Source organism: Parafrankia sp. EAN1pec, from assembly GCF_000018005.1.
Classification (GTDB): domain Bacteria; phylum Actinomycetota; class Actinomycetes; order Frankiales; family Frankiaceae; genus Parafrankia; species Parafrankia soli.
This window is the reverse complement of record NC_009921.1, coordinates 8,190,537-8,212,699: the sequence shown is the minus strand read 5'-3', so window position 1 is coordinate 8,212,699 and position 22,163 is coordinate 8,190,537. Positions and strand designations below refer to the sequence as shown.

21 protein-coding genes are annotated in these 22,163 nt (G+C 70.8%); 9 read left to right on the top strand and 12 right to left on the bottom strand.

Annotation, left to right across the window (positions count from 1 at the left end; genetic code table 11):
• Window positions 1–227: 227 nt before the first annotated feature.
• Window positions 228–1,850: a TIR domain-containing protein gene (locus tag FRANEAN1_RS33710; RefSeq protein WP_020464154.1), complete on the bottom strand. Its 1,623-nt coding sequence runs from the start codon at window positions 1,848–1,850 to the stop codon at window positions 228–230.
• Window positions 1,851–2,437: 587 nt separating this feature from the next.
• On the opposite strand from FRANEAN1_RS33710, the gene FRANEAN1_RS33705 reads away from it, so the two are divergent.
• On the top strand, window positions 2,438–3,247 hold the full coding sequence (locus tag FRANEAN1_RS33705) for an SAM-dependent methyltransferase (RefSeq protein ID WP_041255076.1): 810 nt from the start codon (window positions 2,438–2,440) through the stop codon (window positions 3,245–3,247).
• Between the two features lie 510 nt (window positions 3,248–3,757).
• A complete protein-coding gene (locus FRANEAN1_RS33700; protein ID WP_041255075.1) occupies window positions 3,758–3,958 on the top strand; it encodes a hypothetical protein in 201 nt (66 codons plus the stop codon).
• A gap of 142 nt (window positions 3,959–4,100) precedes the next feature.
• Here FRANEAN1_RS33700 and FRANEAN1_RS44355 read toward each other — a convergent pair whose 3' ends face one another.
• The 8 genes from FRANEAN1_RS44355 to FRANEAN1_RS33665 form a co-directional block, all read right to left on the bottom strand.
• On the bottom strand, window positions 4,101–4,229 hold the full coding sequence (locus tag FRANEAN1_RS44355) for a hypothetical protein (protein ID WP_347176870.1): 129 nt from the start codon (window positions 4,227–4,229) through the stop codon (window positions 4,101–4,103).
• Between the two features lie 192 nt (window positions 4,230–4,421).
• Window positions 4,422–4,682: a hypothetical protein gene (locus FRANEAN1_RS33690; RefSeq protein WP_347176869.1), complete on the bottom strand. Its 261-nt coding sequence runs from the start codon at window positions 4,680–4,682 to the stop codon at window positions 4,422–4,424.
• Between the two features lie 133 nt (window positions 4,683–4,815).
• Window positions 4,816–5,052, bottom strand: a complete 237-nt coding sequence (locus FRANEAN1_RS33685; RefSeq protein ID WP_041255072.1) for a hypothetical protein — start codon at window positions 5,050–5,052, stop codon at window positions 4,816–4,818.
• Window positions 5,053–5,770: 718 nt separating this feature from the next.
• Complete coding sequence (locus tag FRANEAN1_RS33680; protein WP_041255071.1) at window positions 5,771–6,268, bottom strand: hypothetical protein; 498 nt, start codon at window positions 6,266–6,268, stop codon at window positions 5,771–5,773.
• A gap of 419 nt (window positions 6,269–6,687) precedes the next feature.
• Window positions 6,688–6,837, bottom strand: a complete 150-nt coding sequence (locus FRANEAN1_RS44350) for a hypothetical protein (RefSeq protein ID WP_347176868.1) — start codon at window positions 6,835–6,837, stop codon at window positions 6,688–6,690.
• The gene (locus FRANEAN1_RS33675; protein ID WP_020464150.1) at window positions 6,827–7,381 is read right to left on the bottom strand and encodes a DUF3846 domain-containing protein; all 555 of its coding nucleotides are present in this window, start codon (window positions 7,379–7,381) and stop codon (window positions 6,827–6,829) included. Before FRANEAN1_RS33675 ends, FRANEAN1_RS44350 begins: the two co-directional genes overlap by 11 nt.
• Before the next feature lie 434 nt (window positions 7,382–7,815).
• Entirely contained in the window at window positions 7,816–8,247 is a 432-nt protein-coding gene (locus tag FRANEAN1_RS33670; protein WP_347176867.1) for a hypothetical protein, read from the bottom strand.
• A 77-nt stretch (window positions 8,248–8,324) separates the two neighbouring features.
• Window positions 8,325–8,774, bottom strand: a complete 450-nt coding sequence (locus tag FRANEAN1_RS33665; protein WP_020464148.1) for a hypothetical protein — start codon at window positions 8,772–8,774, stop codon at window positions 8,325–8,327.
• A gap of 285 nt (window positions 8,775–9,059) precedes the next feature.
• On the opposite strand from FRANEAN1_RS33665, the gene FRANEAN1_RS33660 reads away from it, so the two are divergent.
• The 6 genes from FRANEAN1_RS33660 to FRANEAN1_RS33635 all read left to right on the top strand — a co-directional run bounded on the left by FRANEAN1_RS33660 (window position 9,060) and on the right by FRANEAN1_RS33635 (window position 14,890).
• A complete protein-coding gene (locus FRANEAN1_RS33660; protein WP_020464147.1) occupies window positions 9,060–10,385 on the top strand; it encodes a MarR family transcriptional regulator in 1,326 nt (441 codons plus the stop codon).
• A 105-nt stretch (window positions 10,386–10,490) separates the two neighbouring features.
• Window positions 10,491–10,919, top strand: a complete 429-nt coding sequence (locus tag FRANEAN1_RS33655; protein ID WP_020464146.1) for a hypothetical protein — start codon at window positions 10,491–10,493, stop codon at window positions 10,917–10,919.
• Between the two features lie 133 nt (window positions 10,920–11,052).
• Complete coding sequence (locus FRANEAN1_RS33650) at window positions 11,053–11,889, top strand: DNA-processing protein DprA (protein ID WP_157472899.1); 837 nt, start codon at window positions 11,053–11,055, stop codon at window positions 11,887–11,889.
• Between the two features lie 116 nt (window positions 11,890–12,005).
• Entirely contained in the window at window positions 12,006–12,857 is an 852-nt protein-coding gene (locus tag FRANEAN1_RS33645) for a DNA-processing protein DprA (RefSeq protein ID WP_020464144.1), read from the top strand.
• A 67-nt stretch (window positions 12,858–12,924) separates the two neighbouring features.
• A complete protein-coding gene (locus FRANEAN1_RS33640; RefSeq protein ID WP_020464143.1) occupies window positions 12,925–13,776 on the top strand; it encodes a DNA-processing protein DprA in 852 nt (283 codons plus the stop codon).
• Window positions 13,777–13,876: 100 nt separating this feature from the next.
• Complete coding sequence (locus FRANEAN1_RS33635) at window positions 13,877–14,890, top strand: DUF3560 domain-containing protein (protein ID WP_020464142.1); 1,014 nt, start codon at window positions 13,877–13,879, stop codon at window positions 14,888–14,890.
• 356 nt (window positions 14,891–15,246) lie between these two features.
• Here FRANEAN1_RS33635 and FRANEAN1_RS33630 read toward each other — a convergent pair whose 3' ends face one another.
• Both FRANEAN1_RS33630 and FRANEAN1_RS33625 read right to left on the bottom strand, forming a co-directional pair.
• Window positions 15,247–15,984 (bottom strand): hypothetical protein, encoded by a 738-nt coding sequence (locus FRANEAN1_RS33630; protein ID WP_020464141.1) that lies wholly within the window; start codon window positions 15,982–15,984, stop codon window positions 15,247–15,249.
• 532 nt (window positions 15,985–16,516) lie between these two features.
• Window positions 16,517–18,079 carry an ISL3 family transposase gene (locus FRANEAN1_RS33625; RefSeq protein ID WP_347177275.1) on the bottom strand — a complete coding sequence of 521 codons (1,563 nt, stop codon included), beginning with the start codon at window positions 18,077–18,079 and terminating at the stop codon, window positions 16,517–16,519.
• A 755-nt stretch (window positions 18,080–18,834) separates the two neighbouring features.
• On the opposite strand from FRANEAN1_RS33625, the gene ltrA reads away from it, so the two are divergent.
• Complete coding sequence (gene ltrA / locus FRANEAN1_RS33620) at window positions 18,835–20,088, top strand: group II intron reverse transcriptase/maturase (protein ID WP_020460956.1); 1,254 nt, start codon at window positions 18,835–18,837, stop codon at window positions 20,086–20,088.
• A gap of 323 nt (window positions 20,089–20,411) precedes the next feature.
• On the opposite strand, the gene FRANEAN1_RS33615 is transcribed toward ltrA, so the two are convergent.
• Window positions 20,412–22,124 carry a VWA domain-containing protein gene (locus FRANEAN1_RS33615; RefSeq protein ID WP_020464139.1) on the bottom strand — a complete coding sequence of 571 codons (1,713 nt, stop codon included), beginning with the start codon at window positions 22,122–22,124 and terminating at the stop codon, window positions 20,412–20,414.
• Window positions 22,125–22,163 lie beyond the last annotated feature (39 nt).

Sequence of the window (22,163 nt, the reverse complement as noted above, 5' to 3'; positions counted from 1 at the left end):
GTCACACCGATCCGCTGCCTACCTTCCCGATCGGCGTGTCCACTGCCGTTGACGGAACCGACCTGATATTCGAACAGCCGGCAGTAGCCGCCTGAGCGAATATCTCACGCGGTACCCGGGAGCCCTCACGGTTCTTCAACACAACGAAGATCACTACCCGTCGGCCCGATCACGTGATCGTCGACAGAACCAGATCCCGTTCTCGCTTGCGTAGCCACAGGACCCTGTCAGCTCATGTCCCACAGTCGCACCGTGTTGTCGTCGCTGGCGCTGGCCAGAGTGCGCCCGTCCAGGGAGAACGCCACCGAGAACACGGGGCCGGTGTGGCCGGTCAACGTGTGGGTGGTGGTCCGCGCGGCCACGTCCCACAGCCGCACTGTGCGGTCCTGGCTGGCGCTGGCCAGGATGCGCCCGTCGGGAGAGAACGCCACCGACATCACCCAGTGGGTGTGGTCGGACAGAGAGCCCACCAGGCGGGGGGCGGTCCGCGCGGCCACATCCCACAACCGCACGGTGTTGTCCTGGCTGGCGCTGGCCAGCGTGCGTCTGTCCGGGGAGAACGCCACCGACATCACTGGCTCGGTGTGGCCGGGCAAGGTGCGGAGGAGGGTCCCCTCGGCCACATCCCACAGTCGCACCGTGTGGTCGTCGCTGGCGCTGGCCAGCGTGCGCCCGTCCCGGGAGAACGCCACCGAGTTCACGGGGCCGGTGTGGTCGGTCAACGTGTGGGTGGTGGTCCCCGTGGCCACGTCCCACAGTCGCACTGTGTGGTCGTCGCTGGCGCTGGCCAGCGTGCGTCCGTCCGGGGAGAACGCCACCGATCCCACCGCGTCGCTGTGGCCGGGCAGGGAAGCCACCGGGTGGGGGAGGGTCCCCTCGGCCACGTCCCACAACTGCACCGTGCTGTCGCCGTTGGCGCTGGCCAGCGTGTGCTTGTCTGGGGAGAACGCCACCGACCACACTGCGATGCGGCCGGTCAACGGTTGGGAGGTCCGCTCGGCGATGTCCCACAGCCGCGCCGTGCCGTCCTGGCTGGCGCTGGCTAGCGTGCGTCCGTCCCGGGAGAACGCCACCGACCGCACCGAGTCGGTGTGGTCGCGTAAGGGTGAGCCCGACAGGCTGGGTGTGGGAGCCGACGTTGGTGGCGCAGCGGAGTGGGCGCTGGTCGCGCTCGGATTCCTGTCCCGCGCGGAACTGGCAAGGAAGACGGTGCCGGTGATGACGAGCAGCACCACCGCGAGAGAAACGCGGCGCTGCGGCCCATGGAGGAGGCGATCGGATCGGGCGTGCGTGCGGAGGGCGGGCTGGTCGAGGGAGGCCGTCGGGTCCGGGCCGGGGAAGGGGGGTGCCGTTCTTGCTGAGGGCTGCTGTGGGGGTAGGGCCGGGCGTGGGGGGAAGGCGGGTGCGGCGGTGGGTTTCGCGCGCCCCGCCCGTGCTGTGCTGATCGCGTCGAGGAGGTGCTGGCGGGCGACGTCGGCGGGATGGCCGAACAGATCGATCGACACGATCTGTCCGAGCAGTCCCGGGCGGGGGCAGTCCTCCACCCGGATGGGGAGCAACGTGCGGGCGAAGCCGCCGGGGTCGGCGGCGTGGGCGGCATGCCACTCGTTTTGCCCGTAGACCGACCGCAGGTAGGAGGCCGAGAGCACAGCGATGGTGCGGTCAGACTCGGTCGTCCCCTGTTGTATGCGGACCGCCCAGTTCGACCCGGGCACGGAGTCCCACGCCTGGATCAGCACCCGGTAGCCAGCGTCTTCTAACTGCCAGGCGATCCACTCCGCCCAGGCTGTGTCCACGGCGGTGTAAGAGATGAAGAAATCCCAGCCAGCCTCGCCACGCGCCACCCCCATAACCGGACATCATTTATCAACCCGGCGCCCCGCGGGAGTCACGGCCGCGACCTTTTTCCAGAATTCCCCGCTTCTGCCCTCCCGGATAAGGTAGAGGGATCAGACTCAGCCAGGTCGAGAAGATGCGTCAGATCCGCCGTCAACGGCGCTGGTGCGGGCTCGTCATCCGCATACACGGCCCCATCGTCGTCACCGCCGACTCCCCGCGTCTGTCCGATCGACGAAGACGACCAGCGCTGTGACCAGACGAGGGCCGGAAGCCTGCTGGTTTCGGGTGGCGGCCCGCGGTGGGGGTTACGAGGACTGTGCTCAGTGATCGTTCGCTGACGTCGTGGGGCTCCTCCCTGCGTCGTTCGGCCTCGCCGGTGACGGGTCATTTCCGCGGGCCCGTTGAGGTGTAGCCGCATCGAGGCTGGTAGAGGCCCTGCGGGGCATGGTCTCTACCGCGAGCCGGACTGCGGTCGTCCTGCTGGCGCTGTCGATGTGTCGACACCGGGCACCGGGCACCGGACAACACGCGCCGGACCCCGGACACGGGGCATCGGCCTTCCGGCTGCGGGGTAAATCCGGGGTGCACCCGGGGGTGCATGATGTCCGGCATGGGTGCGGACGAGCCGGCGCGGAGCGCATGGTCGCGGGTGGACCCGAGCGTGCCGCACTCCGCTCGGGTCTGGAACTACTGGCTCGGGGGCAAGGACAACTTTCCCGCCGACCGGGAGCTGGGAGACAAGGTCTTCGAGGTCTACCCGGACATCGTGCGGGTCGCCCGCGCGCAGCGGGAGTTCCTGGTCCGAGCGATCACCTTCCTTGCCCGCGAGGTGGGCATCCGCCAGTTCCTGGACATCGGCACCGGCCTGCCGACCGCCGACAACACCCATGAAGTCGCGCAGCGGATCGCCCCGGACTCCCGCATCACCTACGTCGACAACGATCCTCTGGTGCTGGTGCACGCCCGCGCGCTGCTGACCAGCGCACCCGGCGGCGCCACCGCCTACATCGACGCCGACGTACGCGACCCCGACAGGATTCTCACGGAGACGGCCGAGCTGTTGGACTTCACCAGGCCGGTCGCTCTGGTGATGTTCGGCATCATGGGGAACGTCGCCGACACCGACGAGGCGAAAAAGATCGTGAAACGGCTACTCGACGAGGTGCCGCCGGGAAGCTACCTCGCGCTCAACGACGGCACCCACGGCGAGGCCGTAGACAAGGCAATCGAGATCACCCAGGCAGACGGGCACCCCTACAACCTGCGTACCCCTGAGCAAGTCGCGTCCTTCTTCGACGGCCTCGACCTCGTCGAGCCAGGCGTGGTCTCAACGCCCCTCTGGCGGCCCCCGCCCGGGTCGGAACCGCAGCCACTCCACATCTTCGGCGGAGTCGGCCGCAAGCCGTAGCCCGTCATCGACGGGGGTGGCCGTCCTCCGGGGGGACGGCGTCACGGGGCTGGTGGCCACGATCGGCGGGGTCTCGGTCGCGCTGATAGGCGCGACCGCTGTACTGCTGCAGTCCGCTCACGAAGTGGTCGCAACGGCCCGCGAGTGGCGACGAGGAAAACGGAGGCGGTGAAAGATCGTCTCCGGACCCGTCGGAGGCGGGTTCCTGGCTCCTCCCCGCACCGCGCCGGCATGCAACCTGTTCGGCTTCAGCGGCATCAGTCCGCCAGCCAGTAAGGTCTGCTGAGGTGATTGTGGCGGCTGCCCGAGGCCACCCCTCTCGGGCGCCGACCTCGCCTCGGCGCGCGTTTTCCCCTGGCCGCTCCGGGGGTTCCGGGTCCTGTGCCTCCAGATGTGGAGGCGGGCAGCTCCCGGACACCGACGGTTTCCGGTGCTTCGGCACAAGGGTCCGCTTCGGGCTGCCTCCAGCGCCCCGCCGGCCAGGGGAGCGGGGCTTTCCTGGAGCAGATCGTGAATTCCGACCCTGTGCTCGTCCGGGTCCTCGTCGTCGCGCTGTGTGCCGCTGTTTCCGTGATCGTGGCGATGGTGACCGGTATCCTCGCCCGCTCCGATGGCGCCAGCTGGCCGGCGACTGTGCAGCGCTGCGGCGCGGCGTTCGCTGGTGCGTTCGGCTTGGCCTTGGCCGCCGTGGCTGCGCTGGGCGGGCTTTAGCAGAAAAGGTGCCCCTATGGGGCTTCGTCGAGGGGTGACGGGCGGGGCTGGCGCTGTGTAGAGGGTGCCGTCGCGAAGCATGGCGAACAGGACGTCCACGGAGGCGAAGGTGCTCGAGAAGGAGATCCACCTGCTCGTCTAGCTAGCTGGTCACGACAGCGACGGCCACGGTGAAAACAGCGACCAGCCCGAGGAAGTGGACGACTATCACCCGGGTCGTGTGCCATCGGCCGCAGCGCCCGGCCTGCTCGTTCCTGGCCGTAGACGTCATGCTCGGCCCCACCCCCGGCACCCAGACCCTCCCGACCCGCCTCACCCACACACCCAGCCCGCGGCCGGGATCCACCAGACCGGCCCCGGACGGATCATTCGACCCCGCCGTCCGCCATCCCAAACAACCCCGCTCGTAGAACAGCCGTGCTTTAGCCGCGCCTACTACCTGCCCCCCGGGAAAGCGCCGGGGTTAGAAACCGTCGGGCGACGGCCCGTCCGATCCGCCGCGCAACGTCGCGAGCGCCCGCTGAAGCGCTACGACGAGATCATCAACCTCGTCAGCCGTGAGTCCTTCACGGTCGGGATCGTCAACGTCTCCACTTCCAAAAGTGATCACAGGAGGATGCGCGGTGGCATGGGTCACATATTGTTCGATCCTCACCGCGAGCTCCAAGATGTCCACCCGTATCCCATCGATCTCAGGAAGATCAATCAGGGCGATCTCGGCCATGTGATAGTCCCCGGGACCGTCGGGCTCAGGGCGCAGATGCCCCGCAGGCTCCTGGCACCACGACGGACAGGAACGATAACGATCGTCGCCGTTCACAGCACGCATAGCATTCCGCTCTTCTCCCCGCGGCCGGTCAGGCGGCCTTCTTCAGGCCCATCCGTGTCGCCACGTCATCGACGTCTCGTGGATCAACCTTCCACCCCTGCCGGGTCCATCGAGCAGAGAGATGGCAGCCCGCGATCCAATCGATGATGGTCAACGGCGATGTTCCCACGCGCCTCGCCGCCATATCCAAACCGATCATCGCCATCCCCGGCACCGCCATATCCTCGACGTTTTTCTCCGTAGGACGATGCTGCAGCGAGACCACCGGATCGTCGAGCCGTCACGACGATGATTGTCGTAACGTTCGCGGACATTGTCCCAGCATTGCGCCGGGCCAACCAGTCCGTTACCCAGCCCTCTCCCAGGCATCGACGAACCGACTACGACAGGCCCCCTGGCGCGCGGGACGGGCCACACCGACGACACACCAGCACGCCTGACCTGGCATGGAAACCCGACCGAGGCTTGCTCCGGCCAGAAGCGGAGCGCGCGGGGCGGGCCGCGGTCCGACCCGCCCCAACGCCATCACCGCCTCTCCCCCCGAAAGGGCAGTGCAGACCGTCCATTCTGGACCGGCGCAGGCGCCTGGTCCCGGCCGCGACCACGCCAAGCCCACCACTCCCGCCCGCCCCTCGGGTCCGCGTGGCATTCCGGCACACGCAGGGCAGCCACCCGACACGTGAGCCAGGCAACCCCTCGGGGGCTCAGGCATCCGTCTCAGCGGGACCGGTCCGGGGATAGGCCAGGCAGGTGCCGGCGGGACAGTGCTGTGAGGGCAGGCCGACGGTATTGGGCGGACCCACAGCGCCGTCAGCGCCCGCATGGCGTCTAGGACCGGCGGCCGATGGGGCCGTGGGATTACCGGCCCGTGAGCCGGGGCACGGCCCCGGTGTCTATGACCGGTTGAGGGGCCGGGCATACGAACGGGCCCGCGCCCCTGGTGTGCCGGGGGCGCGGGCCCGTGGTCGTGGATGCTGCTGGGGTCAGCCGATAGCGTTGGGCGTGGCCGGTGGTGTCGTGTCGGCGGGGATGCTGTCGGCGGCGCGGGTCAGGGTCGCGGCGAGCAGGTGGGCCTCGGCCGGGGTGAGGGCGACGGCGGCGAGCGCGCCCATCCACTGGGCGTCCAGGCGGAGTAGCACCGTGCCCTCGGCGTCGTTGGGTCGGACCGCGACCGTTCCGGCGACAAGGCTGGTCAGGAGGACGTCGAGGTCGGGTTCGTGGCTGTCGTCCACGGCCGGGAACGGCAGGTCGGCGGGCACGCCGGTGGGGTGGTCAGCGACGGTCCAACGCACCCCGAGGCGGGTGCCGGTGGCGGGGATAACCGTGCCGGTGCGCAGGTGGGTGAGGAGCTGGTCCACGACCTGGGTGGGGCTGAGCTGGGTCCACCATTGCAGTTCGTCGAGGGTGAGGGGGCCGGTGGCCCGACGCAGCACCTCCAGCAGGATCGAGGTGGTGGTGCTCGCCTCGGGGTTGTCGTGCATGACGATGGTCCTTTCCGGTGGGGTGCGTGGGGCGCGGCCTGTCCGGGCCCGTTTCCGGCCGGGAACGGGCAAGCGGCGGCCCACTGCACACGCGGGACAATGACGGGGATATGACCGGTAGAATAGAAACCCAACAGGGGCCCGGTCCGGGATTGCCATGGGACCGTAACCCGATCGGTTCGGATCCAGCAACCATTCTCTTTGAAATCCCGGACGAGTCTTCGGCCCGCCGGATTCCGCCCGATCGCAGGGATAACCGCTTTGCGGATCAGGCGGCCTCGGAATGTGGTCCCTGCGTGGGGCGAGGAGAGCAGAGGGTCATAGGAATGGCCCGCGAGCCCGGGGTAGGGAAAGTGCGGTGGTGATAGGTGGAGGGCCCGCGGCCCCGGGGAAGGGAGCCGCAGGCCGCTGCCCTGAGGCTAGTGGGTGGCCGATGGGGTGAGGGTGGTGCCGTCGGGGTGCTGGGCGTACACGCCGGGGTCTCCCTCGGCGGTTGCGGTGTCGACGACGTCCTGGGCCTGCTGGCGGGTTTGCCGGACGGCGTAGGGGTCGGTGCCCTCACCCCACACGGTCCACACGGCATCGGTGTCGGTGTGGGTGGGGGGGCTCGGGGGCGGGGATGGCGCGGATGGCGGGTCGGCGCTCGGGGTCGATGACGGTCACGATGCGCGCGACTGCGCAGATATCGGTGTAGGCGTCGACCAGCGTGGAATAGGTCCCGGGGATGTCTTCCCAACGGTTTTCGCTGTCCGGTCTCACCCGAATCTGAACCTGGATCTGTGGCGCGGAGAGAAGCCGGATGATCGAGTTTGGAACGTCGGTGTCCAAGCCATGATGGTCGACGGGGCCGGTCACGTAGACATCACCGACGATGAGCTGTCCCGGCGTGAACGGGTGGGTGTGGAACCCGGCGAGCGCGGTGGCCCGCTCGTTGACGGGAAGCCCTTTCATGATGCCTTCATCGTTGGCGTAGAGAGATCCGCCGGGAGTGAGGTTCACGGGCTCGATGAAGCCACCGACGATCCTTTGGAGCCCCTGCAGGTCCGCTGGGTTCATCTCCTCCTGACGGTATGGTTTCGTGCTGTCGGCCGGCACCACTAGTATTCTGATCACGGCTGGTTTCCTTTCCTGGCAACGCGGACAAATAGCACGAGCAGTGCGTTGTGTCGATCCGGGGGAATCGCTCGTCTGAGCGGCCGACGAGCGGTCGGTGGTGGTGCGGGATGTGGGGCGGGCCGTCACCGGAACGGCGCTGCGGCCGGGGGTGACAGCGGCGGCGCGTGTGAGGGGCCTGTCGTCGACCGGTAGGACGCCAGCGCAAGACCTAGCCGACCGCGAGCCCACCTCGCCGGTTATGAAGCCGGGGCCGCCGCAGCCACGCGGGGGATTCGGTGGGCATCACAGCTGCCTTTCGGGGAGGGCCCGCGTCCAGCGGCCGGTGGCGGGGGCGGCTCGACGCCGGCCGGGCCTGGGGGCGGCGGGAGTGGTGCGGGTGGATGTCGGCGGCGGGCGCGACTTGGTGGTGCTCCGGGACGTCGGGCGGGCTGTCACCGGCGGCGCCTTGCGCCGGGGGTGACGGCGACGATGCGGATGAGCGGCCTGTCGTCGACCGGTATCCGAAGGACGGTTTTGCAGGTGTGGGTATAGGCGTGGCGCAGACTGGGGTGGACATTGCCCCCGCTGCTCCACCGTTGGTCGCCGGGGCTCTTGGTCCGGACGCGGAATTGAGGGGCGTCGAGGAGCCGGATCAGGTCGTCGGGTGTGTCGGTGTCCTGGCCGTCCTCACGAGTGGGGCCGGTGAGGATTGCGTCACCCCGGAGGAATGTCTGCGGCTGGAACGGGCGGGTGTGGAACGCGGCCAGCGCGGTCGCCCTCTCGTTGAGGGGCCGGGTTTTCGGGCCTGGAGCGGGGAGGTAGAGGCTGCTTTCCGGGTCGGTGAGGCTGACCGGATGCAGACCTCCGCCGACGATCCTTTCCATCGCGGGAATGTCAGTGGGATCGAGACGGCGTCGACGTATCGGGGCCGTCGGGGCCGCCGGAATCACCACAACGATGATCACGGTGTGTCCGACTGCGGGGCCGGGGCGCCGGTCGGCGGGGCGGATCGGGCCGGGCCGATCGTGGCGTAGGGCCATCCCCAGGCGCGCAGCCGCTGGGTGGCGGCATGGGCGGTGTCGTGGGACAGCTCGACCGCGAAGGGGATAGGCACAGCGGCCCAGACCGTGTATTCCCCGGCGTCGGCCCGCGCGACGGGGACCGGGGTGAGCGCCGCGAGGACACCGGAGACGATCAGTTCTGTGGGTGTGCCGGGGCCGTAGGTGCAGGACCAGTCGATCAGCCGGCGGGCGGATGTGGTGTAGCAGCGCAGGTGTAGCTGGCCGCCGTCGTGCTCGATCTCAACGCGGTCGTTGAGATAGACATCGGGACGCTCCCGGAGACGACTGAATCCCCTTTCTTTCAGGAAGGCGGGAAAGTCGAACGGTGGGCGGATCGGGGGCATGCTCATCGGGGACCTTTTCGACACGGGATGGCGGCAGGCGCGTGGACGCCTGCGACACGGGAATGGGGGGTGCGCCCGGCCCGTATACGCGCCAGGTGTGGCGGTGGGTCCGGGAACGTCAGGCACCGTAACTTGATCAGATTCGGTTCAGCAACCGTGTTCACCCATTCCCCGGGCAGTGATTCATGTCACTGGACGTGGTTGATGGATATCGCTGGCTGAATTCCGTCGAATCGAGATACAGCTGATTGCGCACCCAGAAACCCGCACCCGAAATGGGGGTCGAGAACAATGACCGACGAGAAAACACCCGCCGTCGATCCGGACGCCGCACGTGTCCTGGAGATCCTGCGGGATCATGAAGGTCCCGCGACCGCGTCGGAAATGCGGGTAGCGGCCGGGATGACGGTGCCCCAGTTGCGGCCAGTGTTGGACCGGCTGGCAGACGCCGGTCTGGTTCTGGCGTCCCAGCGGGACGGTGCCAGGGGGCGGCCCTGGCAGTGGGCCCTGATCCCCACCCTGGACGACGCCCCCACCGCCGACGATGCCACCGCATCCGACCCGCCACCCACTGACACCAGCGCACCGGTCGACGACGCCGTGCCGGCCGACGACACCGTGCCGGTGATGACCGGACCAGCCGAAACCGTGGACACCCCGCCCGACCCGGTGGCCGCGCCGGACCCCGCCACCACCGAGATCTCCGCGTCCGACCCGGCGCAGCGCCTGCCCACCGGGACCGCCGACCCGGAGCGGCAGGCGGCGAGCCCGGGAGACGCCCTCGAGGCCACGGCCCTCACGGTGCCGACACACGGGCCGGCCGAGGACGTGTCCGCCCCGGACCCCGCCACCGCCGACCTGTCCACGGTGGAACCGGTCGAGACCGAGACGGACCCCAGCCCGGTGGCGGACCTCCCCGACACCGACCCGCCGATGCAGGAGCCGCCGACCGACCAGGACCGGCACCTCGGCACCTCCGCGCCGCTCGACGCTGCGCGGGCTGTCACCGCGAGCGAGCCCGCGCAGGATCCGGCACCCGAGGAGGACCCCGCCCCGCCGAACGCACCGGCCGACAGCACGGTGCCCGGCGAGAGCGCCGACACCTCGGCGCACGCTGACGAGCCGACCGGGATCGCTGCGGCGCCGGGTGGCCAGGCCATCCAGGCCCCGCCCGACGGCATCCCGAGCGCCGCCGGGGACGGGGCGGGCACGGCGGGCTGCGCGGCGTGGGCCTGCCCGGCACCGCAATGCCCGATACGGGCCGGCGGACCGCCGCCCACCAGCGGGCCCCAGCCTTCGCGGCGGCGGGCCCCGGCGAAGGCGCCACGGCCGGCCGGGGATCGGGCGGTGAACGGCGACGGGCAGCCCCGGTTGCCCTCCGGGGGGCTCACCGCGATGGTCCGGGATGTTCTGGCCGCGAACGCGGATGTGCCGTTGAGCGTGACCGAGATCAGCCGGGAAATCCCCGGACGGTCCTCCGGGGCGATCAACGCCTCCTGCGAGGCGATGACTAGCCGTGGCGAGGTGTCCCTCGTCGAGGGCAGGCCGAAGCGCTACCGGATCACGGCCGCCGGCCTCGCGCTCACCACCACCGCCGCTGCCTCGACCGGCAGCTGAGCAGGCCCCGCCCCGCCGGCCTACTGGCCGGGGGGTTGTTCCCGGGCGGCGGGAATGCCGCCCGCCGCCCGGGACCCGATTCGCCCCTACCCCTGCGGAGGAATCGTGCCCAGTGTCCCGAACAGGCCCGTGACCGCGACCCTGAACCCCGACGGAACGTTCACGGTCACGCTCACCCCGGCCGCCCCCCGCAACACGGTGATCAACGGGCTTCTCGACGTGCCCGACAGCACCGACTACGCCCAGGCCCGGCCGGCCCCCGACGGCGCGACCGGCCTGTTGTTCGTCCCCCGTGGCGCCACCCCCACTGCCCCGGCCACGGGATGGACTCCGCCCCTTCCCGCCCCACCCGCGGGCAGCGGCGAGGCCGAGCCGGTCGGTGAGGCGGTGCGGGTCCTGCTCACCGCCCTCGTTCTCGACGACCCCGCCCTGACCGGGATCACCGAACTGTCCGCGGTGCACGACCTGCTGCGCCAGCGGCTACGCCGCCACCGCGAGCGCTCCCGCTGGCGCACGCCCCGCCCACCCGCCTAACCCGCGCGGCCCTCCACCAGCCGCACCCACCGCCCACCGCCGGCCGTGCTCACCGCCGGCCGTGCTCACCCAGCGCCTCCTCTGCCACCCGTTGGCCGCGAGACCGGCCCGGGAAACCCGAAAGGCCATCGTGATGACCAGCGACGACGAGCGGCACGCCCGCGCCGCCCTGACCGCCCTCCCCGCCCGCATTTGGCCCTCGGCCACCGACAGCCGGACTGATCCGGTCGAGGTCTGGAAGGGCCTCGCTCCCGAGCACCCCGGGGTCGACCCCGCCCGACTGCTCGCGACCGCCACCGACGCCGGCTGGCGTTTCGTGATCCCCAGCGACCCCGGCTGGCCTGCCACCCTGACCCCCGGCACCGGTCCGCTTCCGGTCGGCCTCTGGGCACGCGGCACCGGAGACCTGACCGGCCTCACCCGCCGGTCGGTCACCATCACCGGCGCCCGGCTCTGCAGCGAGTACGGGCAGGCGGTCACCGCCGGCCTCGCCTATGACCTGACCACCCCGCTGGCCGCCCAGCCGGTCACCATCACCGCCGCCGGCATCGGCGAGGGGATCGATGCCGCCGCCCTGCGGATCGCCGCCACACACCGGCGGGCCGTCGCGGTCCTGACCGCCACCACGGGCATCACCCGCTACAACCGCACCCTCCTCACCGACGTCGCTGACGGCGGGCTGGTGCTCTGCCTGGCCGCGCCCGGCCTCCCGCCGCGCTCGGGTCACCTCCTCGCCCGCGTGCGCCTACTCGCCACCCTCACCCGGGCCACCGTCCTCGTGGAGTCGACCACCCGCGGGTACGCGTTCGCGACCGCGCAGGCCGCCCGGCTGCGACGCCGCCCCGTCATGGCCGTCCCCGGACCGATCGGCTCCACGCTCAGCGCCGGCCCGAACGCCCTGCTCACTGAGGGCACCGCCCGCCTGGTCACCAGCGCCGAGGACATCCGCGCCGTCCTCGACCAGACCTGACACCCCACCCCCAGGCACGGCCGGGGACACGCACTCACCCCCGGCCTCGCTCCACGCATGCCACGCCCCCTACCAGGCACGCCCGACGACTCGAACCTGACCAGGAAGAGCTCGCGATGACTGACCCTGTGAATGCCGACCGGCGTGCCCGCGCCGCGCTGACCTGCCTACCGCCCGACCGTCACCGCACCCAACGCATCCACCGCCACGGCCCCATCACCGTCTGGGAGAGGATCGCCGGCCGCTACCCCGACATCGACCCGGGCCGTCTCCTGGAGCAGGCCACCGAGAGCGGCTGGCGGCTGGTCATCCCCGGCGACCCCGACTGGCCCGCCACCCTCGACGTTCCCGGCCGGCCGCTGGGCCTGTGGGTGCACGGCGCCGGGGACCTCCCCGGGCTGCTGCGTCGGGCGGTGACCCTCACCGGCGCCCTCGCGGGAAGCGCCTACGGGCGCACGGTCGCCGCCGACCTCGCCACCAAGCTGACCACGCAGCCCGGTGGGGAGTCGGTCACGGTCGTCGCCCACGGCGGCGGGAACGGCACCGACGTCGCCGCCCTGACCGCCGCCGCCCGCCGGCCGGCGGCGGTCGCGGTCCTCGACACCCCCACCGATCTGTTCGGCCAGCCCGACCTGCTTCGTACGGTCGCCGCCGGGGGGCTACTCGTCAGCGCCGCCGCGCCCGACGCAAACCCCACTCCCGGCCATGTGCTGGCCCGCATCGAGCTGCTCGCCGCTCTCGCTCACGCCACCGTCCTCATCGAGGCCCGCGCCAGCGACGACGACGCGCTTTCCGTCGCCTACACCGCCCACTTCCGGCGCCGCCGGCCGGTCCTGGCTGTCCCCGGCCCGATCACCGCCCTGGCCAGCGCCGGCCCGCACGCCCTCCTCCGCGACGGCACCGCCCGCTGCGTCACCACCGCCGGCCACATCACCGCGCACCTCCCCGACCCGCCCGCCCCCCGCTAACCCCCGGCCAGCACCGCCCCCGGGCCCGCACGCCCGGGGCGGCCCCACCGAGACAAGGCCCTGTCTGATGCCTGTGATCCTCAGCGAGCGGGAGCGGCGCGCCGTGGCCGCGCTGACCGCCCTTCCGCCCGACCGCGCCCGCACCGCCACCGTGCGCACCCTCGGCCCGCTCCGGGTGTGGGAGACCTTCGCCGGGATGCGCCCCGGCCTCGACCCCGACCAGCTCCTCGACGCCCACGCCGCGCTGGGCTGGCGGCTGATCTGCCCCGGCGATCACGACTGGCCCACCAGCCTCACCCCCGCCGGCCCCGCCCCGCTCGCTCTGTGGGCCCACGGGCACGGACACCTGGCCGTGCTCGCGGCCCGCGCGGTCGCGGTCACCGGCAACCGCAGCGCCACCCCCGCCGGCCTGAGCACCGCCGCCCGGCTCGCTCACGACCTCGCCACCGCGTCCCCGCCGGTCACCGTCACCGCCACCCTGTCCCGGGGGATCGCCCGCGCCGCGCTCACCGCCGCCGTACCCCACGCCCCCACCCTCGCGATCCTGGTCGGGGACCTGCTGACCGACCGCGCGCCCCACCCCGAGCTCCTCGCCGCCGTCGCCGCCACCGGCCTCGTCGTGAGCGAGATCCCGCCGCTGTGGGAGCCGGCAACCCCACCCACCACCCGCGACCGGGGCCGGCGCAACACCGCCCGCGCCCGGCTGCTGGCGACCCTCACCCAGGCCACCCTGGTCCTCGAATCCGCCCCCGGCGGAGCCGGCATCGCCACCGCCCGCGCCGCCCGCGCCCTCGGCCGCCCCCTCCTCACCATCCCCACCCTCGGCGGAAACGGTGACGCCGCCCGTGCCCTGCTACGCGGCAGGCTCGCCAGCCCCGTCACCACCGCCGCCGACATCACCGCACACCTCCCCCACTAACACCCCCGATGCAGACGGCCCGCGCGCCCATCCCAGCGCGCGGGCCGTCACCCACCGGGAAAAAATCCCCGACGTAAAGGCAATGATCCGGAGGATAGGAATGGAACCCACGCCGGATTCCTCGGAGAACACCGGCCGTGCACCACTCACGATCCGGCACAGTCGGGAAGCCGGAACGCTGATCGAGGGAACCCCCCGGGCGGACCGCACAACCCTTTCGCCGATCTTCACCCGGCATCGCCTCCGCTGGTCCGACCACATCGGGCAGGACGGCTCCTGGTACCGGCGCAACAGCCGGGGCCGGGCCGCGGACACCTTCCGCATCAACGAACTGGCCGACGCGCTGCGCGCCGCCGGCTATCCCGTCACGATCACCATCGACGAGACACCCATCACCGACATCGCCGCCGTGGAAGCGGCCCGGATCCAACGGGCCGCCGACCGCGCCACCCACCATGCCGACGCCGCCGCCCGCGCGACGGCCCGCGCGGACGCCCGGCGCGACGCCGCCGACACCATCCGCGGCGCCATCCCCCTCGGGCAGCCCGTCCTGCCCGGTCACCACTCCGAAGCCGGGCACCGTCGCGACCTCGCCCGCGCCGACCGCCACGACCATGCCGCAGCCGAACAGACCGCCAAGGCCGACCATCACACCAACCGGGCCGCCGCCGCAGCCCGGTCGGCTCAGGACCGGCACGACGTCCCTCACACCCTGCGCCGTCTACGCACCCTGGAAGCAGAACAGCGCGCCGCGACCCGCGCGTTGCACACCGCGGCCCGCCGGGCCGCCCACGGCGGGCCGCCGCCCGCCCCCGGGTGGAAGGCCCGTATCGAGGCCGACATCGTCCAACGCACCGCCGAGATCGACTACTGGACCCGGCACCTCGCCGAACAGGAAGCCGCCGGCGTGAAGGTCTGGCGGCCAGGTGACTTCCACCGTGGCGATCAGGTGGAGGCGTCGTTCGGGGGCTGGTACCCGGTGCTACGGGTCAACCAGCAGTCCCTGACGATCCCGCACATGTTCATCCCCGACCAGACCTGGCGCCTGACCTACGACAAGATCCTCAACCATCGGCCCGCCACCCCCACCGAACCCTCCACCCCGCTCCGCTAAGCGAATCGCCGCGTGCCGGCGGCGGACACCCACACCCCCACGCACGCTGGCTACCGGTCGGGCGGTGAGGACTTTAGACCCTGCCAGATCAGGAACCGGCCGGTCACAATTGGCAACAGGCGTGTGAGCACCCCCGAGCTCACACCCGACGGGCCGCCGGACAACCGGCGGCCCGTTCACGCGTCCCCAGACCGATCCGCCCCCGCCGCAAGGGCGCCCGGCAGGGCGGGGCCGGCTCGTCCCCTACGCCACCACTGGCGTTTCGGCCGCGCAGGTAGCCACCGGCGTCCCACCCAACCGACCCCGGCCGGCGGCGGCCCCGCCCGCAGGGCGGGCCGGGCGGGGCCGCCGCCCGGTCACCGGCGTCGCTCGTCACCCACCTGCGGCGATGCGGGCGTTGGCGATGGTGTCGCCTCGTCCGTCGCCGAAGTGCGGGCGGGGCGCGGCTGCGGGTGGGGTGCGGGCCAGGACGCGGTCAGGGCACGGTGCGCGCGCAGGAGAAGGCCGGTGGCCAGGGGGTCGAGCACGGCGCGGACCTCGTGGAGGCCGTGTGGGGTCGGTCGCCAGGGGCTGGCCGGGTCGTCGATCAGTGTGCTCCAGCCGTCGGAGGTGAGCAGGTCGACGGTCGCCGCGGGATGCGGGCCTAGGAAGGTGCGTCGGACCTGCACGCGCACGGTGGCTTCGGGCAGCCGGTACAGCCGGGTGAGGGCGTAGGACTTCTCAGTGCAGTCGGTGGTCTCGTCGAGGAGACGGGCGAGCAGGTCAACCTCGTCCTCGGGGCTGGTGTCGCACTGCGCGCTGGCGTTGCCGGGCCGGCCGGCGGGGTGCGCGTGGAGGAGGGTGTCCTCGTCGTCGCGGTCGAGGGCGGCCAGGTCGAACGTCTTGGTGACGATCCACAGGCCGGGGATCGGCTCGGCGTCATCCTCGGCACCCAAAGGGGGGCTGGTGTGGCGGTAGAGGTCACCGGTGTGGAGCTCGACCGCCCTGACGGCGCCGAGGGGTTCCCTGTCCTCGGCAGGCTGCTGGGGTGGCGGTGTCTGCTCGCCGGCGGGCGTCTCGCGATCGGCGCGCTGGTGTGCGGGGGGCCGGTTCATCGATGCTCCTTCACGGGTGGGTCGCGGGGGGTAGGGCTCGGGGCCGTCCGAGGATGTGGGCGGAACAGGTGGGGCCGGGGGGGTGCGCCCGCCGGGCGGGCGCACCCCCAGGACGGGCAGGGTCAGGCGGACATGCGGGCCCGCTGCGGGGCGGTGTCGGCCGGGTGGGGTCTGCCTTCGGGTGTCGCGGGCACCGGCTGGGGTGCGACCCACGGGAGATACAGGCTCAGCGGTGTGCCGGCCGGGACCGTGCACGGCTGAGACACCAGGTAGTCCGCGCGCCACGACTCGACGCACTCGGGGCAGATCGTGCTCGCGTGAGGACCGTCGTAGCTGATCGTGTCGTGCGGCCAGCCGGCGGGCGCCGTCTCCGGGCACCCGTCCGGGAAGAACGCGACCAGATCGCCCGGGTTGAGGGTCGGGTTGGCGGAATGGCCGTCGGCGTCGCGTAGCTGGATCAGGACACGGTGGCTCTACGGGATTCAAGTGGATCTGGCCCTGATCTTGTGATCGAAGTGGACCCGGGCGGCGGTCAGGTCGCGAGCAGGACGCGTTTGCGGAGGAGGTCGAAGTTCGCTCTGCCGTACATCTGACGTTTGATCATTTTGATGCGGTTCACGGTGCCTTCAACTTGTCCGGAGCTGTGCGGCAGGGTCAGTCCGTTGAGGACGGCGTCGTGGTCGCGGAGCAGGCCGCGGGTGAAACGGTGCAGTTCAGGGAGGTCGTCGGCGTCGACGGCGGCGATCCAGGTGTTGAGCCGGTCGCCGTGGCGTCCGGTGAGCATCTGCGCGAACGCGGTGACATGGCCCGCGAGGGTCTGCAGGTGCTGGCAGCGGGTGAGAACCTTCTTCAACGCGAGGGTTTCCTCCTCGTCGAGGTGTTCGGGATCGGTGAGGACCCACCGGGTCACGGTGCGGACCTTCGGCGCCGGCGACGCTGCGGGTGCGGTGCTGCCGGCGGTGCGCAGCAGGCGGAGGTAAGCCAGGACGGTGGCCTGGCTTCCGGGGTAGCCCTGCTCGCGGATCTCCCGAAACAGCTGGCTGCCATTGGTGATCCCAGCATTCACCCGCTCGTTGAGGTAGGGCTCCCACCGCCGTAGGACCGAGCCGCGTCCGTCGCGGGTCTTGGCCAGGACGTCCTCGATGGTGGCCGCGCGGTAGTACTTGCGGACCGTTTCCTTCGCCAGCCCCAGCTCCCGCATGATCGGCTTGATGCCCAGGCCCTGCGCTTTGAGGTCCTGGACGGCGGCATACCGCTCGCGGGCGTTGCGCACGAACGCCCGGCTCTCGAAGTGCTCGTCCCGCGCCTCGGTTACCGCCTCGTCGACGTCGCTCGGCTGGCTCGCGACGGCCTCGACGGCCGGCAGGGAGGGTTCTTTCAGGCAGGAACGATGGCGGGCGACAGTCGCCTCGACGTGCCCGGCGAGGTTGTGCCACAGATGCCACCTGTCAGCCACTTCCACCGCGTCCGGTGCACCGGTACGGGCACCGTCGGCGTAGGCACCGGCCCGATCCCGGCAGATCACCTGCGCACCGGGATGCTCGGCCAGCCAGCCGGCGAACGTCGCTGCCTCCCGATCCGCGAGCAGGTCCACCGGCCGGTGACGGTCCAGATCGACCAGGACCGTTCCGTAGACCCGGCCCCGACGCACCGCGAAATCGTCCACACCGAGGGTCGCCACGACACCCACCTGCGGATCGGGTAACGCCCGCACCCGACGCAGCACCGTGTTCCGGCCAGCACACAGCCCCACCCGCCCGGCGAGACGCGAACCGGCCCTGCCCGCCAGCGCCAACCCGATCGCCTCGATCATCCCGGTGGCGAGTGGGGTGAACCGGGCATGTGGACTCGTCAGACCCACGACCTGCTCCGCGAACGTCACCCTCGAACATCCCGAGTCCAGGCAACGGAACCGCCGGACCAGCAGATCGATCTCGACGTGGGTACCCCCGATGGCAGCATCGACCAACCGCCGCCGATACCGGCCATGCACCCGCTCCGAGACCACCCCGCAGCCTGGACAGGCCCCACCCGGCCCTCGAACACGGGCCCACAACCGCAAGCGATCACCAGTCCGGTCGACGCGGTCGACGATCAGACCCGCCAGATGCGGAAGCAGGACCCCAAGGTCAGAGAGGCACCCGGCACATGATCACAGCAGGCCGGCCTCAGGTAGCAGGCACCCCCGGGGCCACTCCGATCACAAGATCAGGGCCAGATCGTGTGAACATGAAAACGGAAGGTGAGTGCTATGTGATGGCTACCTTACTCTCCGAAATGCTGTGCGGGAGATGGAGGATGCGGCGCTCCTTCGTAGCGAGCACCGTGAGGCCCTTCGGAGTCGCCCTGCGGGGGGAGGCTCCAAACCACCCAGCGGTGCCTTAGCTGAAGACTGTGGTGTTGAACGGTCTGGGAAAAGTCCGGGTGAACCCGGGCAGGTGGGGATCGGGAAGATGAGCGAAAGGGTGCAAGCCTACTGCCGTCTGAAGCGTCGTAACTGATTTAGGTGACGTCGAAACCAGGGTCTGTTCTGCATCCTGGGACAAGCTCGGGGGATACCCGTTTACTGCCCGGGCGGCGTCCGGCGTAGAGGTGGCATCAGACCGATCTGCTGCTCTCGTACGGAACATGTGAACGCGCGCGGAGAAAGTGACGACGGCCGGGTTGGCCGGAGGCGAGAAGGGACGCGCCAAGCGGCGGAATCCGCAAGGTGCAGGTACCGGTTGCGAAGCGCGCGGGCGGACCTTCCCGAGTAGCTATGAAAACCGGCTTTTCGCGGTCGGGCTGGAGCCAAGGGGAAGGGCTGCGTGGAACACAAGTGCGCACAACCGGCTTAAGGGGAGGATGCGTGTGAGTGGACCAGCATCGCGGGGAAAGTCGTTTGAGATCCCCAAACAGCTGGTGTGGGATGCCTGGCTGAAAGTGAAGGAAAACGGTGGGGCACCGGGGCCCGACGGAGTGACGGTCGAGCAGTTCGAGGCGAACGTGAAGGATCGCCTGTACGTGCTGTGGAACCGCATGTCGTCGGGGTCGTACTTCCCCGGACCCGTCGGAGCGGTGGAGATCCCGAAGAAAGGTGTGAAAGGAGGAGCAAGAACCCTCGGCATTCCCAATGTAGTAGATCGCGTAGCGCAGACGGTGCTAAAGCTGGCTCTGGAGCCGAAGGTCGAGCCGGTGTTCCACCGGGACTCGTACGGCTACAGACCAGGCCGTTCGCAGCGCCAGGCGCTCGAGGTCTGCCGGAAGCGGTGCTGGTCGCACGACTGGGTCGTTGACTTGGACGTGCGGAAGTTCTTCGACACCGTGCCGTGGGAAAAGCTGCTGAAGGCGGTGGCGTACCACACGGACCAGAAATGGGTCCTGATGTACGTGGAACGCTGTCTGAAAGCGCCGACGAAGCATGCCGACGGAACCCTGCAAGAGAGAACCATGGGCACAGTCCAGGGTGGCCCATTCTCCCCGCTGGCGGCTAACATCTATCTGCACTGGGGCCTTGACGCCTGGATGGCGCGCGAGTTCCCGACCGTTCCATTCGAGCGGTGGGCGGACGATGTTGTGTTTCACTGTGTGAGCCTGGAACAGGCCAGGGAAGTGCGGGACGCGGTGGTGGCAAGGCTTGTCGAAGTCGGGTTGGAAGCTCACCCCGACAAGACCCGGATCGTGTACTGCAAGGACAGCAACCGAGGTGGCGACTATGAAAACACGTCGTTCACGTTCCTGTCGTATACCTTCAGGCCACGAGTGGCATGGAACGGCACCCAGAAGAAACGCTTCACCAGCTTCATCCCGGGTGCCGCGCCGGATCGGGTGGCCTCGTTCAGCCGCGAAATGCGCGACCTGAGGCTGCACAGGCGAACGAACCTGACACTGGATCAACTCGCCGCGGACATCAACCCGAAAGTGGCGGGTTGGCTAGAATATTTCACCATGTTCTACCCGAGCGTGGTGCTACCCATCGGCACGCGCATTGACAGCCATCTCGTGCGCTGGGCGAGGAAGAAGTACAAACGGCTGACACGAAGTGAGCGTAGGGCGTGGGCATGGCTCAAGGGAGTCCGGGAACGGTCCCCTGACCTGTTTGCGCACTGGGCGTTGCGGTACTGACCGCCCCGCAGGGCGGTGCGGACGCCGGGGGCTGCGGCCAACCTCCATGGGATGAGCCACAGCCAGCGGCGACTAAGCGAGCACCGTCCGTGATGCGCAGCAAGAGCCGGATGAGCCGAGAGGTTCACGTCCGGATCTGTGGGCGCCCGGGGGTGAAACTCCCCCGGGCGACCCGACCAGAAACCGTCCGTGTAGCCAACACGGCAGGTGACATCGAAAACATGCACCGGAAGCTCCGTTTCAAAGGTGGGTGATGGTTTTCCGGTCGTCTGGGGCTCGGTCCGGGCGCGGCCCCGGGGTGCGGGGCCGCGCCCGGGTGGTGTTCAGGGGGTGAGGGCGCGCAGGGCGGCGCGGGCGATCGCACCGGCGACCTGCGCGGGCCCGGGGAGGGTGACCCGGTGCGCGGGTGGGATCGGGTCGTCGGTGTCGTCGGGGGTGATCCACAGCAGGTGGCAGCCGCTGGCGGCCAGCCGGCGCAGGCGGCTTTCCCCACGGTCGCGCTGGTCGTCACCGAACAGACCGTCGGAGATCACGACGAGGAGGCGGGTGGCGCCACCGGGCCGGTCGAGGCTGAGGGTGGCGGTGAGCTGGTCGACGGCTTCGGGGAAGGCGTGCCGCTTGTCATCGCAGCGGAACTCGGTGACCCTGCTGGGTGCGGCTCCGGGGTGGGTGATGGTCCGCACATGCCGGCCGAAGATCACGGTCTGGGTGTGGGTACCAGGCACGGCGGCGGCAGCCGTCGCGGTGATCCACGCGGTCGACGCGACGGGCCGCGCGAAGCTGCCCATGGAACCGGACACGTCCAACGCGATCCCGAGCCGCAGCGGCGCCTGCGGGACCCTTTTGCGCACGGTGCGGGTGAACGGCCGGGCCGTGGGCAGGGCACCGGCGGCGCGTTGGGCGTCGGCGGCCAACGCGCCGCGCATCCGCAGCCGGCCAGGTGGAGTCGGACTGGCCATCGTGGTGGCGGTCCGTTCGGGTTGGGCGGCGCGGCGCAACGCCCGCGCCAGTTGCCCGGCTGCCTGCCGTTCGATCCGGGTCGGTGCCCGTGTTCCGGCAGTCTGCGTCTGCCCACCGAAGTTGCCCGCCGACGGCAGCCCCCCCGGTTCGGTGCGGGTTGCCTCGGTGAGGACCTGGGCGATGGCCTGCCCCAGTGCGCTGGGCTGCGCCGGTGTCCCGCCGGGGGCGGGCTGGTTCGACTCGCCGGGGCCACCCTCCTCCTCCTCGTCGCCGACGACGTCGAGCCACTGCTGGCCGAGGCGGAGCATCGTGGCGCTGTCGTCATCGGCGACCTGCTGCGCGGCTGTCCAGATGCGCCGCAGCTCCTCCAGGTCCTCGCCGAGGATCTGAGCGCAGACCTGCTCCAGCGGCGCGGTTTCGGTGGCGGTGAGGATGCCCGCGTCGGCACGGGCGAGCAGGAGGGCAGCGGCCTGGGCGGCGACGGTGCGTGTCATCGAGACCGCAGGTGCGCTCACCGTGGGTGCGACCGGGGGCGGTGCGCTCACCGCGCCCGGGAGCGGCGGGTTCCCCGGGGAGGAGGGGCCGGGGGGCGAGTCGGGGAGGAACTCGGAGAGGATGAGGGTCGTGCTGGCGGCCCGCAGCCACCTGAGGTCTTCGGGGCGGCGGCCGATCTGCGCGGCTTCGATCCGGGCCTCTTCCAGCAGAGCGGCAGCCTGACCTGCGGGGGTGTGCGCCTCGATCGAAGTGCGCCACCGGGTGTGGGCGGCATGCGCGCCTTCGTGGGTCAGCACCCCCCACAGGGCCGGGTACCGTCTCGCGTCCCGCTCAGCGCCGAGCGCCGTGGTCGGATCCACCCCGGCGGGCAGAAGGGTCCCGTCGACTTCGATCACGCCGAGGGTGCCGATATGCACGCCCGGGGACCCTCGGCCCGCACCGGGGGCGCAGGTGACGACCAGGTCCTCACGGCCCGCGATCGCGGTCACGGCGCCGGTCATGGCGGCGGAGATCCGTAGCCACTCTCCCTCAGGGTCGGGGGCAGGGATGGTCGGGTCGGTGTGTACGTGCTGCTGCTTCATGGCAGGGCTCCTCGGTGCGGGGGGTGGGCAGGGCTGCGC